Source organism: Embleya sp. NPDC056575 (assembly GCF_042793325.1).
Lineage (GTDB): Bacteria > Actinomycetota > Actinomycetes > Streptomycetales > Streptomycetaceae > Embleya.
Genome location: NZ_JBHTVA010000028.1, coordinates 22,414 through 39,295 on the forward strand (window position 1 = coordinate 22,414; position 16,882 = coordinate 39,295).

The following is a 16,882-nucleotide window of genomic DNA, read 5'->3' on the forward strand; positions in this document are numbered from 1 at the left end:
ACGCACACCCATACGCACACCGATACGCATACCGAGGAGCTGAGGGACGTTGACCGGGTACGAACAAACGATCCGGCCCGTGGCGCCGGGCGGGCCGGGCGGGTGCGGTTGTGGGTGCGGCGGGGGCGACGCCGGGACCGGCGGGTCCGGTTCCGGTGGTTGCGGATGCGGGGACTGCCTGGCGGGACACGCGACCGGGCGGCTGCGCCCCCGCTGGTTCGGCGGACAACTCGTCGGCCCGGAGGACCTGACGCAGACCGGGGTCTGGCTGCTGGAGCGCATGCGCCGCCACAACCGGCTGCTGCACGGATGGGGCGTGGTGTGCGGGGCGAGCGTACGCACGGTGCCGTTCGGCGACGGCGGCCGGCTGCCCTGGCTGCTCGACGTGTCGGCCGGCTACGTGCTGGGCCCGTACGGCGACGAGATCGTGATCGAGCATCCGGTGCGGGTGGACGTGCGCGACGCGCTGCCCGGCGGCACCGAGGGCTGCCCGCCGCCGACCGACCCGTGGTGCGCGCCGGTGCGCCGGCGCCGCGAACCGGGGCGCACGTACTACCTGGCGGTGCGGTACGACGAATGCCTCACCGCGCCCGTGGCGGCGGCCGGGTGCGGGTGCGAGGACACGGCCTGCGAGTACAGCCGGGTGCGGGAGGGCTTCGTGTTCGGTGTGCTGGACACGCTGCCCCCGGCGTACCTCGCGGGGATCGACGACACCCGCCAGGAGACGACCGGCTGTTCGTCCCGGATCACCGGCAACGGCACCCGGCCGTGCCCGTCGTGCCCCACCGACCCGTGGGTGGTGCTGGCCGACTTCACCGCGGCGGCGGACGGTCGGCTCACCGTCGACCCGCTGTACAACCGCCGCTTCGCCGCCTCGTTCGGCGGCTTCGGCTTCTACTGCGGCCAACCCGGTCAGAGCCTGGCGGGATCGCGGTGGGGCGAGGTCACCCGGCAGGCCGCGGCGCGGGCCTTCGACGAGAGCCGCGCCGAGGACGTGCTGACCGCCGACGACCCGGCGGCGGTACGGGCGCTGCCGGCGCGCGCCCTGCTCGCGGTCGCGGACACCCCGCACCTGGCCGACGTACTGGGCGAGCGCACGGTGGCCGAGCTGGCCCGAGTCGACGCGGCGACGCTGATCGAGAGGGCCCGGGAGGCGGCCGTCCCGCCCGGCCCGGTGCTGACCGCGATCGACCGCGCCAACCTGGTGCTGCGGCTGACCGAGGACTGATCCCGGACGGCCGCCGAACCCTGAAGCCGGAGCCGAGGGGAGTCGAGGGGAGCCGAGCGAGCCGAAGGAAGCCGACCCTGAAGCTCGACCGGAGATCGAGGTGTGTCCTCCGAACCCGGACCGGGCCTCCCGAAAGCCGCCGGCACCGGATCGCGCGCCGGGTCACCGGGCCCGCCCGGCGCTATCGTGAAAGACGGCCGGTGTCGACGCCACGATCGTGTCCGGGGCAGCCCCCGGACCCGGGCGGCGCCGCCGATCGGGCGTGGCGGATCGGGCTCTTCGCGGCGGACCGCGCGTGGAGTCGCGTCGATTCGAGTCCCGAGTCCCGAGTCCCACCACGCTCGGCGCCGTCGCCTCCGGCCCCGGTACGGCCCCCGCCCGTCGCGGGCCGCCGCGCAGGAAGGGGACTCCCATGGCCGGCGCGTACGTGTACGACTTCTCCGAAGGCTCCCGCGATCGGGCCGATCTGCTCGGCGGCAAAGGCGCGAACCTCGCCGAGATGACCCGGCTCGGCCTGCCGGTACCGCCCGGGTTCACGGTGAGTACCGACGCCTGCCGGGTCTTTCTGCGCACCGGCGCGCCGCCGACCGGCCTGGACCGGGAGATCGACGAACACCTGGCCGACCTGGAGAAGTCGATCGGACGGCGGCTGGGGCAGCCGGACGATCCGCTGCTGGTGTCGGTGCGTTCGGGGGCACGGTTCTCCATGCCGGGGATGATGGACACGATCCTCGACGTCGGCCTCAACGACGCCTCGGTGCTCGGTCTGGCCGAGACGAGCGGCCGGGAGCGCTTCGCGTGGGACTCCTATCGCCGACTGGTGCAGATGTACGGGACCACCGTGCTGGGCGTGGCCGCGACGCGGTTCGAGGAGGTGCTGAGCCGGCGGCGGGCCGAGTTGGGCATCGCCGACGACCTGGGGCTGGGTGTGTCCGACCTGATGGCGGTTGTGCGGGAGTTCCGGGCACTGATCGCGGCGGACACCGGTGAGGAGTTTCCGCAGGATCCGCGCGAGCAGTTGGATCGGGCGGTGCTCGCGGTGTTCCGGTCCTGGAACGGCGAGCGGGCCCGGGTCTACCGGCGGCGCGAGCACATCCCCGACGACCTGGGGACGGCGGTGACCGTACAGGCGATGGTGTTCGGCAACTCGGGGCCCGACTCGGGCACGGGCGTCGCGTTCACCCGCGATCCGGGCACCGGACGCACCGGCGTGTACGGCGACTACCTGCCCGACGCGCAGGGCGAGGACGTGGTCTCCGGGGTGCGGGACGCGCATGCGCTCCAGGACCTGGAACGGCTCGATCCCACCGCGTACGAACGCCTGATCGGGTGCCTGGGACTGTTGGAGGCGCACTATCGCGACCTGTGCGACGTGGAGTTCACCGTCGAGCGGGGCAGGTTGTGGATCCTGCAGACCCGGGTGGGCAAACGCAGCGCCGAGGCGGCCTTCCGGATCGCCTGCGCGCTGGTGGACGAGGGTGTGATCGACTGGCCGGAGGCGCTGGCGCGGGTCGACGGCGGGCAGCTCGACCAGCTGACCTTCCCGCGCTTCGACGCGCACGCCGACACCGAACCGCTCGCGCACGGTGTGCCGGCCTCGCCCGGGGCGGCGGTCGGCGCGGCGGTGTTCGACGTGGCCGAGGCGACCCGGCGGGCCGAGGCGGGGGAGCCGGTGGTGCTGGTCCGGCCCGAGACCAGTCCGGACGACCTGCCCGGGATGATCGCCGCCGAGGCCGTGGTCACCGGTCGGGGCGGCAAGACCAGCCACGCGGCGGTGGTCGCGCGCGGCATGGGCAAGGTCTGCGTGTGCGGTGCGGCTGACCTGGACATCGACATCGAGGGCCGGCGGGCCACCGCGGCCGACGGGACCGTGGTCGCGGAGGGCGACAGGATCTCGGTCGACGGCACGGCCGGCACCGTGTACCTCGGCGAACTGCCGCTGGTGGCCTCGCCCGTCACGCACTACCTGGAGACCCGCGAGCGTACGCCCGGCGTGGTCGAGGCGGTCGCCCGCTTCCTGGACGCGGCCGACGGGACCCGCCGCCTGGACGTGCTCGCCAACGCCGACACCGCCGAGGACGCGGCCCGGGCCCGGCGCTTCGGCGCCCGGGGGATCGGCCTGTGCCGCACCGAACACATGTTCCTGGGCGATCGGCGCCGGCTCGTCGAGGACCTGATCCTGGCCCGCGGCGACGCCGACCGCCGGCGGGCCCTGGACGCCCTGTTGCCGCTCCAGCGCCGCGACTTCACCGACATCCTGGCGGCCATGGACGGCCTGCCGGTGACCATCCGGCTGATCGACCCGCCGCTGCACGAGTTCCTGCCCGACCACACCGAATCGGCGGTACGGATCGCCCGGGAGCGCGCGGCGGGGCGGGAGCCGGACGCGCGCGAGGCACGGATGTACGAGGCGGGCGAACGCCTGCGTGAGCGCAACCCGATGCTGGGGCTGCGCGGGGTGCGCCTGGCCCTGGTCGTCCCCGGCCTGATCGCCACCCAGGTGCGCGCGATCGCCGAGGCGACGGTGGCCCGGCTGCGGGCCGGCGGCGACCCCAGGGCGGAGATCATGATCCCGCTGGTGGCCACCGTCGAGGAACTGCGCCCGGCCCGGGCGGAGGTGGAGCGAGTCCTCGCCGAGGTCGGGCGGGAGGCGGGCGTGGCGGTGCGGTGTCCGGTGGGCACGATGATCGAACTGCCCAGGGCCGCGCTCACCGCGGCCGAACTCGCGGGTGAGGCGGACTTCTTCTCGTTCGGCACCAACGACCTGACCCAGACCACGTGGGGGCTGTCCCGCGACGATGCCGAAGCCTCCTTCCTGGCCGCCTACCTGGAGCGCGGCATCCTGGCCGTCTCCCCGTTCGAAACGCTCGACCGCGCCGGCGTCGGCCGGTTGATCGAGAGCGCCGTCACCGAGGCCCGCCGCGCCCAGCCGGACCTCCGCATCGGCGTCTGCGGGGAACACGCGGGCGACCCGGCGTCGATCCACTACCTCGCCGGCCTCCCCATCACCTACGTCTCCTGCTCCCCCTACCGCCTGCCGAGTACCCGCCTGGAAACCGCCCGAGCGGCGGTGGTGGGCGGCGACCCGGGCGACACACGCTGAGCGGAGTCGGAACGCCGCGCCGGTCGCGCGTTGGCGGAATCGGAATGCGTGACCCTTCGGAATCGGCCATGCGGTGATGTCCGAGAGTGGGCGGGGGGTTCCGCGTGACGGGGATGAGCGAGTCCCCGGGAGCGTGTCGAAGAGGGGGTTCTTCACTTTCGGCTCGCTGGGCTGTTTTCCGGGATTTCACCGGGTGTAGTCGGTCGGTCACATGATCGCCGCATGCGTTGTCCACTTTCGGTGACGAGGCCGAAACAGAGCGTGTCGCCACTGTCCGTAAATGGGGTTTCACGCACCGCTGTCGATGCGGAAATGTGGCCTGCGTCGAAGCCGGGCCAACCAACCGCACGGCCCCCGGGGCGGCGGGGCCGGCTCGACGCGAACGAGATCGATACGAACTCGGCCACGTAGAACGCACAACAAGGAATGAGGACACTTCGATGTTCCGCTCACTCGCCATCGCGGCGTCCGGCGTGGTTGCCGGCACCCTCATGAGCACGCTCGTCTTCGCGCCCACCGCACGGGCCGACGCCGCCGCTCCCGACACCTCCTGCCCGACGGGGAACCTCTGCGTCTACAGCGGGGAGAGCCTCACGGGAACGCGCACGGTCGTCTCGGCGCGGGCGATCGAGGAGCGCGGTGACGCCGGATACACGATCCGGGAGCCGGTTCTGTCGATCGCGAACCGCACCGGCTTCGACGTGCTCCACGGCGTGAGTCGCTCCGTGGTGTGCATCCGGTTCCCCTGTTACCAGTACACCGTGGACGGGCGCGTCGAGGCCGGGCGCGACCTCGCGTCCGCCGACACGGCCGGTCGGCCGCTGGTCGTCGGCAAGGACTTCGGCCGGTAGGACCACGGCCGACAGGACTCGGGTACTTCGGTACGACCGCCCGGGGTCGCCGTCCCGCGAGGGATGGCGGCCCCGGGCCATCGCCAAGGAGGCCATGCCGTGCGACGCGGTCGATCCGGATGGTCGGCGGGCGCTGCCGCGGGGTCGGCCGCGTTGTGCCGCTTCGCCTGTCGGGGACGGGTGGCATCATGATCGGCGTGATCGATGAGCGCTACTCCCGGCTTGCCGCCGAGCACCTGCCCTCCGACCTCGCCGGACGGTGGATCGCGTTGCTGCGTCCCGGCGTTCGGCTGCGCCGAGCCGGTGCCGGCGAGCAGGTCGTCGCGGTCCTCGGCGGCGCGCCGGAGTTGCCGAGTGGGGTCGATTGGCCCGACTGGCCGGGGGTCGGGCCGTTGTCGTTCATCGCCTCGGTGCGGTGTGCGGCGCTGCCGGCGGCCGGGCGGTCGCCGGGCTTTCCGCCCGACGGAACGTTGCTGTTCTTCTACTTCGACGGCCGGGTCGAGAGTGACGGCGACGACGGGCCGGCGTTCGTCTCCATCTACGATCCCGCGACGTGGGTCGGAGCCCGAGTGCTGTATGTCCCGGAGGGCACGCCGGTCTTCCCGGCCGACGTGCCCCGTGGGCCGGCACCGTACCCGCGGGTGGAGTTGGCGGCGGAGGTCGAGCAAAGTGCCCCCGACCTCTGGTTGCCACAGGTGCGCAGGGCCCTGCTCGGCACCGACGACCCGTGGCCCGAGCCTCGCGAAATCCCGGCCGCGCTGAGGCCGTTCCGCCGCGCCTTCGCAAAGCTCAACAGCCACATCGGCCACCGGATCGGCGGACATGCCGCACCGATCCAGGGCCCGGTGGAATACGAGGCCGCAGCCGCGGAACTCGGCATCGAACGCCTGTGGGGCGACCCACAGTTGGACGCGGCGGCCACCCACTGGGTCCTCCTCGCCCAGTTCGACAGCGACGAGGCCGCGGGAATGGAATGGGCCGACACGGGAACCCTGTACTGGCTGATCCACCCCGAAGACCTCGCCGACCGAAACTTCACCCGAACCCGCCTGATAACCCAGTCCTGAGCCCCATGGCCGCGAGTGAACCGGTTGCGGGTCGCCGCCACCGGCGCGACCGTCGGCTTGGTGTGCCGGAGCGAGGTGGCCGTGGGCTCGGGGGTTTACGGCTGCGGGTCTACGGCTGCGGGTTGGTGTCCAGGGGGCGTAGGAAGCGGCGTTCGTAGCGTTTGATGCAGCCCGTGGTGCGGGCGAGTTCGATCGCGGCTTGGCATTCCTGGTCGGTCGCACTGTCGATGCGGTACCGCTCGTAGGCGGCGAACCCGGGGAACGAGAAGAGGGCGTAGGCGATGTCGCTGTCGCCCTCGCTCGGCAGGAAGTAGCCGTGGTGGGTGCCGCCGAAGCGGTTGACCAGGTGGATCCAGCGGCGGCCGTACTCCTCGAAGTCGGCGAGCTTGTCGGCGTCGATCTCGTACCTGAGGTGAATGGTGATCATGCGCTCATGATGCCGGGTCGCCGGGCCGGCGTGGCGGATCAGCCGGACTTCAGGCGCATGGCCAGCAACTGGCCGGGCCACTCGGGTTGGTCGGGGCGTTCGACCGTGAAGGGGGTGACGGGGGTGAAGCCCAGGCTTTGGTATTGGCGGACCAGAGCGCCGTCGTCGCCTCCGTAGCAGTCGACGCGGATCAGGTCGACGCCGCGGCTCGCCGCCTCCCGGCGGGCGTCCGCGATCAGGGCGGCGCCGACACCCGCGCCGACGAAGCGGCGGTCGGTGACGAGGAGGTTGATGAACAACTCGGGTTCGTCGACCGGGTCGATGTACGCGGAGGGCGTGTCGGAGAAGACACAACCACCGGCCGGGACACCGTCGATCTCGGCCAGACGGGCGTGCCCGCAGCGGATCACCGACTGGACGCGCGCCTCACCCCCCGGGCGGGTGGACCACGGTTCGGTGCCCCATTGGCCGGGGCGGCCGGCGGCGGTCAGCCAGGCCACCGCGCTGTCGAGCATGGTGAGGAAGACCGGCACGGCGCCCGTGTCGACGTCGACGGTCCGCACCCGTACCGGCGGACGTGTGCCGTTCTCGTGTTCCCGTGCCATCGGGGGCCCCTTTCCGATCACCCCGATCCTCGCATGCGACGCGACTCGTGGAACAGGAGAGAAAGCGTCGATCGGCGGTCGGGTCCACCGAAATCACGATCGTCGCACTGCGGACGTGGTCGGTTCCAGCGTGTTACGTTCCCGCCATGGCATCGAGTACTGCGAAGCAAGTCATCGATGGTTTACGGGAGTTGGCTACACCGGGTCGATCCGCCGCCGAAGTGTTCGCGCGGGCCGATGAGTTGCTGCGGAATGTGCTCGGGTACGACGCGGTCTGTTGGCACACCGCGGATCCCACGACCGGGCTCGTCACCTCCGTGGTGAGCAACGACCTGAGCATGGCGGGGTTTCGTGAGGCGGTGCGGATCGAGGTGTGGCACGAGGACATCGCCTCCTTCGCCGCGATCCGGCGCAGTGGGGTCCGCGCCGAGACGCTGAGTCGGGCGACTCGGGGGCAGCCCGAACGGGCGATGAGATTTCGCGAGCAGCTCGCCCCGTCCGGGTTCGGTGACGAATTGCGCATGGTCTTCGACACGCAGGGCGGCCGGTGGGGTTGTGCCGCGTTCATGCGGGGTCGCGAGCACGGCCCCTTTCTGGGCCGGCAGCGGGACCTGGCCGATGTCGCCGCGCGGCACATCGGCAACGCGCTGCGCGCCTGCCATGCCGCCCCGACGTGGGCGCTCCCGGCGGATCAGGCGCCCGCGATGATGATCCTCGGTCCGTCGAACGGCCTGGTCGCGGCGGATCAGCGGGCCCAGCGGCTGCTCGCCGACCTCGCCGACGACTCGTCGGCCTCACTGTCCGTGCCCACCGCCTTCGCGATGGTGTCCGAGCACGCGCGACGGGCCGCGTCCGGGGTGCTCGCCGCGCAGGTGCCGATTCGGGTGCGCACCGGGGACGGGCGGTGGTTCGTGCTGCATGCCTCGCTGGTCGACGGTTTCGCCGACGGGCACGTCGGGGTGGTGGCCTCGCCCGCGTCACCGGCCGAGACGATGCCGCTGTACCTGGCCGCGTTCGGGTTGACCGGGCGCGAGCAGGAGGTGGCGTTGCAGGCGATTCGCGGTTGTGACACGCGGGAGATCGCCCGGGTCCTGGCGATGACCCCGTACACCGTCCAGGACCACCTGAAGGCCGTCTTCACCAAGGCCGGGGTGTCCAGTCGCCGGGCGCTGATCGCCCGCATCGTGCAGGGTGAGCTGCCGCCGGAGTAGCGGTCGCGGGTGGTGGGCGGGCGCCGGGAAAAGAGCGCGGATGTGCGTCGGGGCGGTGTTAGGGTGCCAGACGCACTGTGTCACATGGGATGAGTTCGTTCGGAGAGGAACGTCATGCGCCGAGGGTTCAGCGGTCTCTACGGAATTCTTCCCATCAGTGCAGCCGCAGGAGCCTCTGGCCGTCATGAACCATCTGAACATCGGGATTCTCGCGCATGTTGACGCGGGGAAGACCAGCCTGACCGAGCGTCTGCTGTTCGACGCGGGAGTGATCTCCCGAGTCGGCAGTGTCGATGCCGGCAGTACCCAGACCGACTCGCTCGACCTGGAGCGTCGGCGTGGGATCACCATCCGTTCCGCCGTGGTGGCGTTTCGAGTGGACGACCTCCAGGTCAATGTCATCGACACCCCCGGCCACTCCGACTTCGTCGCGGAGGTGGAGCGGGCGCTACGCGTACTCGACGGCGCCGTGTTGGTGGTGTCCGCGGTGGAGGGCGTGCAGGCCCGAACCCGGGTGCTGATGCGTTCGCTGGCCCGACTGCGGATCCCCGTCCTGGTGTTCGTGAACAAGATCGACCGAATGGGTGCGCGCTACCGGGAGGTGCGGGCCGCGCTGGCCGCCGAACTGGGGCCCGGGTGCGTCGCGATGGGGTCGGTGGCCGGGATCGGTACCGCGGACGCGCGATTCGCGCCCTTCGACGTGGGCGACCCGGGGTTCGCGGAGCGGCTCGCGGAGGCGTTCGCCGACCACGGCGAGTCGTTCGTGGACGCGTATCTGGACGACCGGGTCGTGGTCACGGCGGCGGACTACACGCGCGAACTGCGGCGCCAGGTACGAGAGGCGCGGGTGTACCCGGTCTTCTTCGGCTCGGCCCTGAACGGGGAAGGGGTCGAACACCTGGTGCGGGGAATCGCCGCGTGGTTGCCGCGCGTCGAGGCGGCGGCGGGGCAAGAGCCCTTGCGAGCGGTCGTGTTGAAGATCGAGCGGGGGCGCGCGGGGGAGAAGATCGCGTACGTGCGGACCTGGAGCGGGGTGCTTCGGGCGCGGGAAGCGGTCGCGCTGTTCCGGCGCGAACACGGGGGCGGTGTGGTCGAGTCGACCGTGCGGGCCTCCGGGGTGCAGGTCTTCGATCGTGGTACGGCGGTCCGGGACGCGGATGCGACGGCGGGCACCATCGCGAAGGTGCGGGGTCTGGCGCAGGCGCGGGTCGGCGACCAACTGGGGTCGGCGGACGGGCTGCCTCGGACCGGACTGTTCGCGCCGCCGACGCTGGAATCCGAGGTCACGCCCGGGCATCCGGGCGAACGCCCCGCGCTGTACGCCGCGTTGCAGCGGATGGCCGAGGAGGACCCGATGATCGACGTGCGGGGCGACGAGTCGTCGGGGGCGATCTCGGTGCGCCTGTACGGCGAGGTGCAGAAGGAGGTGATCGGGTCGACGCTGGCCGAGGAGTTCGGTCTGCGGGTGGCGTTCGCCGAGTCGCGGCCGCTGTACTTCGAGCGCCCGGTCGGGGTGGGCGAGGCCGTGGAGGAGATGGACGCGGACGGGCCCACCTACTTCTGGGCCACGGTCGGTGTGCGGGTCGAGCCGGCGCCGCCGGGGAGCGGGATCGAGTTGCGGCTGGGGGTCGAGCTGGGGGCGTTGCCGCTCGCGTTCCATCGGGCGATCGAGGAGAGTGCGCGTCGGACGTTGCGGCAGGGGTTGTATGGGTGGGAAGTGCTGGACTGCACGGTGACGTTGACCCGTACGGGGTATTTCAGTCCGGTGAGTGCGGCGGGGGACTTCCGCAGTGTGACGCCGCTGGTGGTGGCCGATGCGTTGCGGCGGGCCGGGACGCGGGTGTTCGAGCCGACGCATCGGTTCGAGGTGGAGACTCCGGCGGACTGCCTGGGCGTGGTGTTGTCGGCGCTTTCCGCGGCGCGGGCGGTGCCGGAGGAGCAGGTGGCGCGGGGGGATCGGTTCCTGGTGCGGGGGAGCCTTCCGGCGGCGATGGTGCACGGGGTCACGGGGCGGTTGCCGGGGCTGACGCGGGGGGAGGGGGTCCTGGTGAGCGAATTCGAGGGGTATCGGCCGTTTGGGGGGCGGACGGTTCCGAGGCGGGAGCGTGCGGGGGCGGATCCGTATGACCGTGAGCGCTACATGTTGCAGTCGCTGGGCCGGGTTCGGGGTGGCTGAGGTCGCGCGCGCACGGTGGTCGCGGGTGGGCCCGGCTCGGTTGTCCTCAAGCGCCGGACGGGCTGGGGGGTTGGTGGCCCGGCGCCGGGGGCTGCGGTTTGGCCTTCGGCCACGGTTTGGTGGTGGCCTCCGGCCCGGTGTCCTCAGGCGCCGGACGGGCTGATTGTTTGGGTGTTCCCAGTGCCGGGGGCTGCGGTTTGGCCTCCGGCCGGGTGTCCTCAGGCGCCGGACGGGCTGGTTTGGTTTGGGTGTTCCGTGTGTCGGGGCTGCGGTTTGGTGGTGGCCTCCGGCCCGGGGTCCTCAAGCGCGGGACGGGCTGATTGTTTGGGTGTTCCCAGTGCCGGGGGCTGGGGTTTGGCCTCCGGCCGGGTGTCCTCAGGTGCCGGAGGGGCTGGTTTGGTTCGAGTGGCGCGTGTCGGGGGCTGTGGTTGGGGGTGGTTTCCGGGGCGTCGGGGGGCTTCATGGGGTGGGCTTTGTGGGGGGTGCTCCTGTGGAGGCTCTGGCTACCAGGCGGGGGGTGAAGCGGTGGTCTACGTGGGGGGCGTGGTAGCCCTGGAGTTGTTGCCACATCGCCGTGGCGATTGCCGTGGACATTTGTTCTATTGGTTGTTGGATCGTGCTCAGTGGCGGGTCGCTGTGGGCGGCCAGGTATGAGTCGTCGTAGCCGACCACCGAGACGTCGGTCGGGACGTGGCGGCCGGATTCGCGGGCGGCGGAGATCGCGCCGAGGGCCATCAGGTCGCTGCCGGTGATGATCGCCGTGGCGCCGGCGTCCAGGAGGCGGCGGGCCGCGGCCTGGCCGCCGGTGATCGAGTACGTGGACTCCACGTAGAGCGCGTCGTCGCAGCCGCCGAACGTCGCGGTCATCGCCGCGCGGTAGCCGGCCAGGCGGTGGCGGGAGGGGCGGTAGAACTCCTCGCCGCCGGCCAGCGCGATCCGGGTGTGCCCGAGGCTGTGCAGGTGCGCCACCGCCATCGCGGCGCCGGCCGCCTCGTCGGTGGTGACCGTCGACACCGGCAGGCCCGGCACGCCGCCGTTGACCAGCACCATCGCCACGTGCTTCCCGTGCAGGTGCCAGTAGAAGCCGTGGTCGGCCTCGGGGTTGGCGTGTCGTCCGGAGACCAGGACCAGTCCCTCGATGCCCCGCCTTAACAGGGTTTCGATGTAGTCCAGCTCGGTCGGCCCGTGCTTCGTGGAGCTGCCGATCAGCGCGGTCACCCCGTACTGGCTCAGCCGCGCCTCCACCGCGCCGGCCAGCAGGGCGAAGGCGGGGTTCTCCAGCTCCGGCACGATGATGCCGACGAAGGGTTGTCCGACCGGGGCCGGCGCGACCATGCCCTGCTCGCGGATCGCCGCCAGGACCCGGGTCCTGGTGTGTTCGGCGACGCCGGGCTTGTCGTTGAGGACCCGGCTGACGGTCGCCGCGCTCACCCCGATCCGGTCGGCGATCCTGCGGACCGATGGGCGGTCTGGTGTCACGCGATGGTCACCTCTCTCGGGTGGATACGGCGCACGGGAGACGCGCACACGCTAGCGAAACGTGTTTCTCCGTTGCAACAAAATCTTTGAAACATGTTGCAGAGTGTTGCAGTCGTCAGCGTCGAGCTTTTACGCTCCTCGGCATTCGACCTGATGAACGGCACGTTTCGGAGTCGCAAACACCATGCACCCACCGGAAACACTCTGTAACACAGTGGCACATCACGACGGTTCGCCGGGCTACGTGAGCAACCCGTCGCCGCAACCGGGCGAGCGCGTCGAGCTGTTGGTGCGCGCCCGCACCGACGCCGGCACCAAGCGGGTACACGTGCGCACCAAGCTCGACGGCGAACCGGTGTTCACCGAGGCGCGGGTGGATCGGGTGGCCGGCGACGAGACCTGGTGGCGCGTCGAGGTCGAGGTCGGCAGCACCGAGTTCGGCTACCGCTTCCTGCTCGACACCCCCACGGGCAACCGCTGGCTGACCGGCGCCGGTGTCGCCTCGCGCGACGTGCCCGACACCGGCGACTTCACCCTCACCACCCACCCGGCGCCGCCCGCCTGGGCCGCCGACGCGGTCGTGTACCAGATCTTCCCGGACCGCTTCGCCCGCTCCGCCCGGCAGAGCGACGTCCTCCCGGACTGGGCCACTCCGGCCGCCTGGGACGACCCCGTCCCGTGGGGCACCCCGGGCGCACTCCAGCAGATCTACGGCGGCGACCTGTGGGGCGTGCTCGACCGGCTCGACCACATCCGGGGACTGGGCGCGAACGTCCTCTACCTCACCCCGTTCTTCCCGGCCCGCTCCAACCACCGCTACGACGCGACCACCTTCGACCGGGTCGACCCGCTGCTCGGTGGCGACGAGGCGCTGCGGGCGCTGACCGCCGAGGCACACCGGCGCGGCATGCGGGTGATCGGCGACCTGACGCTCAATCACTCCGGGGACGGGCACGAGTGGTTCCGGCGCGGACAGGCCGAACCGGACTCCGCCGAGGCCGGTTTCTACTACTTCGACGGCGCGGATCGAGGCCGCTACGCCTCGTTCTGCGGTGTGGACACGCTGCCGAAGTTCGACCACGCCTCCGCCGAGTTGCGGGCGCGGTTGTATGAAGGCGCGGGCTCGGTGGTGGCGCGGTATCCGCGCGACTTCGGGCTCGACGGCTGGCGGATCGACGTCGCCCAGTCGGCCGGCCGCTACGGCACGCAGGACCGCAACGCCGAGGTGGCCCGCGCCACCCGCGCCACGCTGAACGCCGCCGCACCGGACACGCTGCTCCTGGCCGAGCACCAGCACGACGCGTCCGCGTCCCTGCGCGGCGACGGCTGGCAGGGCACGATGGCCTACTCCGGCTTCACCCGACCGGTCTGGGGGTGGCTCGCCGACGCGCCGCTCACCGAGTTCTGGGGGGTGCCCGGGCCGATCCCGGACTACGGCGGCGACGAACTGGCCGCCGTCATGCGGGACTTCGCCGCCCTGCTGCCCTGGCGCTCGTACACCCACAACCTGACCCTGCTCGACTCGCACGACACCCAGCGTTTCCGCTCGATGGCCGGGCGCGAACGCCAACACCTGGGCGCCGCACTGCTGTTCACCCTGCCGGGCCTGCCGATGGTGTTCGCCGGCGACGAGGTCGGCGTGGAAGGGGTGCACCTGGAGGACGGCCGCCGGCCGTTCCCGTGGGACCCCGCGCGCTGGGACCACGAAACCCACCGCGTCTACCGCGACCTGATCGCGCTGCGGCGCGGACACCGGGCCCTGCGCGAGGGCGGCCTGCGCTGGCTGCGCTGCGCTGCCGACACCGTGCTGTTCGAGCGGTGGCTGCCCGAGGAGACGCTGCTCGTCCAGGTCGACCGCGCCTCGCACACCCCGGTCGCCGCGCCGGTCGCCGCGCACAGCCTGACCGGCGGACCCGACCTGCGCCCCGGCGAGCCGATGCCCGCCGACGGACCGGCCTTCCACGTCTGGCGGGTGGAACACCCGTGACCCGCACCGAGCCCGCCGCCCCCGCACCCACCCCGGGAGAGTCCCCCCGCATGTCCCTGCCCGCGAACACCGGCGGCGTGATCGAGACGTTGTCGAACGTGCGCTCGACGCACCTGGACAACGTGCGCGACGTCCACGTGTACCTGCCGCCCGGCTACGACCGGCAGGGCGGACCGTACCCCGTGGTGTGGCTGCACGACGGGCAACACGTGTTCGCCCGCACCGGCCTGGAACCCAGCTGGCGGGTCGAGGAGACCCTGGACCGGCTGATCGCCGCCGGCCTGCTGCCGCCGCTGATCGCGGTGGCCGTGGACAACGGACGCGACGACCGCGGCGCCGAGTACAGCCACTACGTGCCCTACCCGCGCGACCCGCGCGCGTTGTCCCGGGGCGAGCTGTACGAGCGTTTCCTGATCGAGGAGTTGCGCCCGCTGATCGCGGCCCGGTACCCGATCACCGACGACCCGGCGCACACCGCCGTGCTCGGCTCCTCGATGGGTGGCCTGGTCAGCTACCACCTGGCGTTTCGCCGCCCCGACGTGTTCGGCCTGGCCGGAGTGCTCTCGCCGTTCCTGGTCTTCGTCGATCCGATCACCCTCGCCGAGACGCCCGTGCACCACCGGCAGAGCGCGCGTGGCCCGGCGCGGATCTGGATCGACATCGGCGGCATGGAGGGCCTGATCACCGTGCGGCACACCCGCGACCTGGTCGACCACCTCGTCACCGACCTCGGCTACGCGCCGGACCGCGAGGTGCGCTTCCACGAGGATCCGCGGGCGCCGCACCACGAGAGCGCCTGGGCCCGACGGGTGGGCAGCGCGCTGCTGCACCTGTTCGGCGACCCCGACCTGCCGCTGGTCGAACTGACCATGCCCGAGCGGCCCGCGGTGGCCACCGGACAGGCCGACGTGAGCGTGGCGCCGGTGGGCGTGCGTGCCGACGGCTGCACCTACTCGGTACTGGACGCCGCGCTCGCCTGGACCCCCGCCGACGCGCTGCGCCCGCTCGGCCTGGCCCGGGTCACCCCCGGTCGACCCGGGCCCGTCACGTTGACCGCGACGGCCGGCGGCCGTACCGCCGAGGGCACGTTGGAGGTGGTCGAGGGCGGCGCCGACGCGCTGTTGGAGGTCACCGTGACCACCGCCGCCGACCTGCCCGCCGACGAGACCGTGTACTACTCCGGCCTGGTCACCACGCGCGTCGCCGCCGGCATCCACCACGGCACCTGGCGGCTGCCGCGCGGGGTGGGCCTCAACGGCGCGGTCGGTCGCGGCTGGCGCTGCGACGGCCTCACCGATGACGGCACACCGATCCGCGACCCCTTCCACCACGACGGCGACCGCCGGATCACCGTGCACGTCCCCGCGTGGACCGACCCGAACGCGCATACCCCCGCGGCGCCCGCCGCCGACCCCGCACCCGAGACCGTCACGACCGCACCCATCGAGGAGACCCCGTGAGACCACGACTGCTGCTCCCGGCCGTGCTCGCCGCCGCCACGCTGCTCGTCACCGCGTGCGCCGGCGGGGGCGGCGACAAGGGCGACGACAAGACCGCCTCGCCCGCCTCGGCCCCGGCGGCCGGCAACGGCTCGCTGACCGTCTGGGCCGACGACGCCCGGGCCAAGCCGCTCCAGGACATCGCCGCCGCGTTCACCCGGGACAAGGGCGTCAAGGTCAAGGTCGTGCAGAAGGGCCTGGGCGAGATCCGCGACGACTTCGTCTCCCAGGCCCCCAGCGGCCAGGGCCCCGACGTGGTCGTCGGACCGCATGACTGGCTCGGCAAACTCGTCCACAACGGAGTGCTCGCACCGCTCGAACTCGGCGACCGCGCCGCCGCCTTCTCCCCGGTCGCGCTGGAGGCGATGCGCTACGAGGGCCGCACGTACGGACTGCCGTACGCCGTCGACAGCATCGCCCTGCTGCGCAACACCGAACTGGCCCCGCAGGCCCCCGCCTCCTTCGATGAACTGCTCGCCACCGGGCGTCGGTTGGTCGAGCAGGGTCGCGCCGAACTGCCGGTGGCGGTACCCGTCGACGCCAAGAGCGGTTCGCCGTACCACCTGTACCCGCTGCAGACCTCGTTCGGCTGCCAGGTCTTCGGCACCAAGCCCGACGGCGCCTACGACCAGGCCAAACTCGAACTGGACGGCCCCGGCTGTCAGCGCTTCGGCCCATGGCTGCGCGGCCTGGGCAAGGACGGCGTGCTCTCCACCTCGCTCACCGCCGACATCGCCACCGACGCCTTCCTCAAGGGCAAGACCCCGTTCCTGCTCGCCGGCCCCTGGGACGCGGCGACCTTCCGCGCCGCGCACGTGCCGTTCGCGGTCGACCCGGTGCCCAGCGCCGACGGCTCCCCGGCCCGGCCGTTCGTCGGCGTCCAGGGCTTCTTCGTCGGCGCCAAGTCGGCAAACCCGATCCTGGCCCAGGACTTCGTGCTCAACTACCTCTCCACTCCGCAGGCGCAGCGTGCCCTGTACGACACCGGCGGCCGGGTCCCGGCGACCACCGCCGTGCTCGACCAGGTCGAGAACGACCCTGTAGTGGCCGGTTTCGCCCGCGCCGCCCAGGCGGGCATGCCGACGCCGAACCTGCCCGCCATGGACAGCGTGTGGGCCGACTGGGGCCTGACCCAACTGGCCATCATCCAGGGACACGGCGATCCGGGGGAGCTGACCGGCGCGATGGCCGCACGCATCCGCGCCAAGATCGCCGCCGGCTGAGCCGGAGCGACGAGGAGAGACCGAGA

General features: G+C 72.2%; 12 protein-coding genes. 9 read left to right on the forward strand and 3 right to left on the reverse strand.

The genetic code is table 11. The annotated features are described in order from the left end of the window. Nucleotides 1-49: 49 nt before the first annotated feature. From ACFRCG_RS22720 to ACFRCG_RS22735, 4 genes are all read left to right on the forward strand, one after another. Nucleotides 50-1,228: a hypothetical protein gene (locus ACFRCG_RS22720; RefSeq protein ID WP_380034102.1), complete on the forward strand. Its 1,179-nt coding sequence runs from the start codon at nt 50-52 to the stop codon at nt 1,226-1,228. 412 nt (nt 1,229-1,640) lie between these two features. Continuing rightward, a complete protein-coding gene (gene ppdK, locus ACFRCG_RS22725) occupies nt 1,641-4,331 on the forward strand; it encodes a pyruvate, phosphate dikinase (RefSeq protein WP_380034104.1) in 2,691 nt (896 codons plus the stop codon). A gap of 440 nt (nt 4,332-4,771) precedes the next feature. After that, nucleotides 4,772-5,182, forward strand: coding sequence for a peptidase inhibitor family I36 protein (locus ACFRCG_RS22730; RefSeq protein WP_380034106.1), 411 nt, complete (start codon nt 4,772-4,774; stop codon nt 5,180-5,182). Nucleotides 5,183-5,370: 188 nt separating this feature from the next. Beyond that, complete coding sequence (locus ACFRCG_RS22735) at nt 5,371-6,249, forward strand: YwqG family protein (protein ID WP_380034108.1); 879 nt, start codon at nt 5,371-5,373, stop codon at nt 6,247-6,249. A 109-nt stretch (nt 6,250-6,358) separates the two neighbouring features. Here ACFRCG_RS22735 and ACFRCG_RS22740 read toward each other — a convergent pair whose 3' ends face one another. Together ACFRCG_RS22740 and ACFRCG_RS22745 are read right to left on the reverse strand one after the other, a co-directional pair. After that, nucleotides 6,359-6,676, reverse strand: coding sequence for an NIPSNAP family protein (locus ACFRCG_RS22740; RefSeq protein WP_380034110.1), 318 nt, complete (start codon nt 6,674-6,676; stop codon nt 6,359-6,361). A gap of 38 nt (nt 6,677-6,714) precedes the next feature. Further along, nucleotides 6,715-7,281 (reverse strand): GNAT family N-acetyltransferase, encoded by a 567-nt coding sequence (locus ACFRCG_RS22745; protein ID WP_380034112.1) that lies wholly within the window; start codon nt 7,279-7,281, stop codon nt 6,715-6,717. Between the two features lie 191 nt (nt 7,282-7,472). On the opposite strand from ACFRCG_RS22745, the gene ACFRCG_RS22750 reads away from it, so the two are divergent. Both ACFRCG_RS22750 and ACFRCG_RS22755 read left to right on the forward strand, forming a co-directional pair. Then, the gene (locus tag ACFRCG_RS22750; RefSeq protein ID WP_380034114.1) at nt 7,473-8,492 is read left to right on the forward strand and encodes a LuxR C-terminal-related transcriptional regulator; all 1,020 of its coding nucleotides are present in this window, start codon (nt 7,473-7,475) and stop codon (nt 8,490-8,492) included. 184 nt (nt 8,493-8,676) lie between these two features. Then, a complete protein-coding gene (locus ACFRCG_RS22755) occupies nt 8,677-10,668 on the forward strand; it encodes a GTP-binding protein (RefSeq protein WP_380034116.1) in 1,992 nt (663 codons plus the stop codon). 459 nt (nt 10,669-11,127) lie between these two features. Here ACFRCG_RS22755 and ACFRCG_RS22760 read toward each other — a convergent pair whose 3' ends face one another. After that, entirely contained in the window at nt 11,128-12,147 is a 1,020-nt protein-coding gene (locus tag ACFRCG_RS22760) for a LacI family DNA-binding transcriptional regulator (RefSeq protein WP_380034118.1), read from the reverse strand. 214 nt (nt 12,148-12,361) lie between these two features. On the opposite strand from ACFRCG_RS22760, the gene ACFRCG_RS22765 reads away from it, so the two are divergent. From ACFRCG_RS22765 to ACFRCG_RS22775, 3 genes are read left to right on the forward strand one after another with little or no spacing between them, the layout of a single operon-like run. Then, on the forward strand, nt 12,362-14,134 hold the full coding sequence (locus ACFRCG_RS22765) for a glycoside hydrolase family 13 protein (RefSeq protein ID WP_380034120.1): 1,773 nt from the start codon (nt 12,362-12,364) through the stop codon (nt 14,132-14,134). Between the two features lie 50 nt (nt 14,135-14,184). Beyond that, on the forward strand, nt 14,185-15,594 hold the full coding sequence (locus ACFRCG_RS22770; protein ID WP_380034122.1) for an alpha/beta hydrolase-fold protein: 1,410 nt from the start codon (nt 14,185-14,187) through the stop codon (nt 15,592-15,594). Beyond that, nucleotides 15,591-16,856, forward strand: a complete 1,266-nt coding sequence (locus ACFRCG_RS22775; protein WP_380034124.1) for an extracellular solute-binding protein — start codon at nt 15,591-15,593, stop codon at nt 16,854-16,856. Before ACFRCG_RS22770 ends, ACFRCG_RS22775 begins: the two co-directional genes overlap by 4 nt. Nucleotides 16,857-16,882 lie beyond the last annotated feature (26 nt).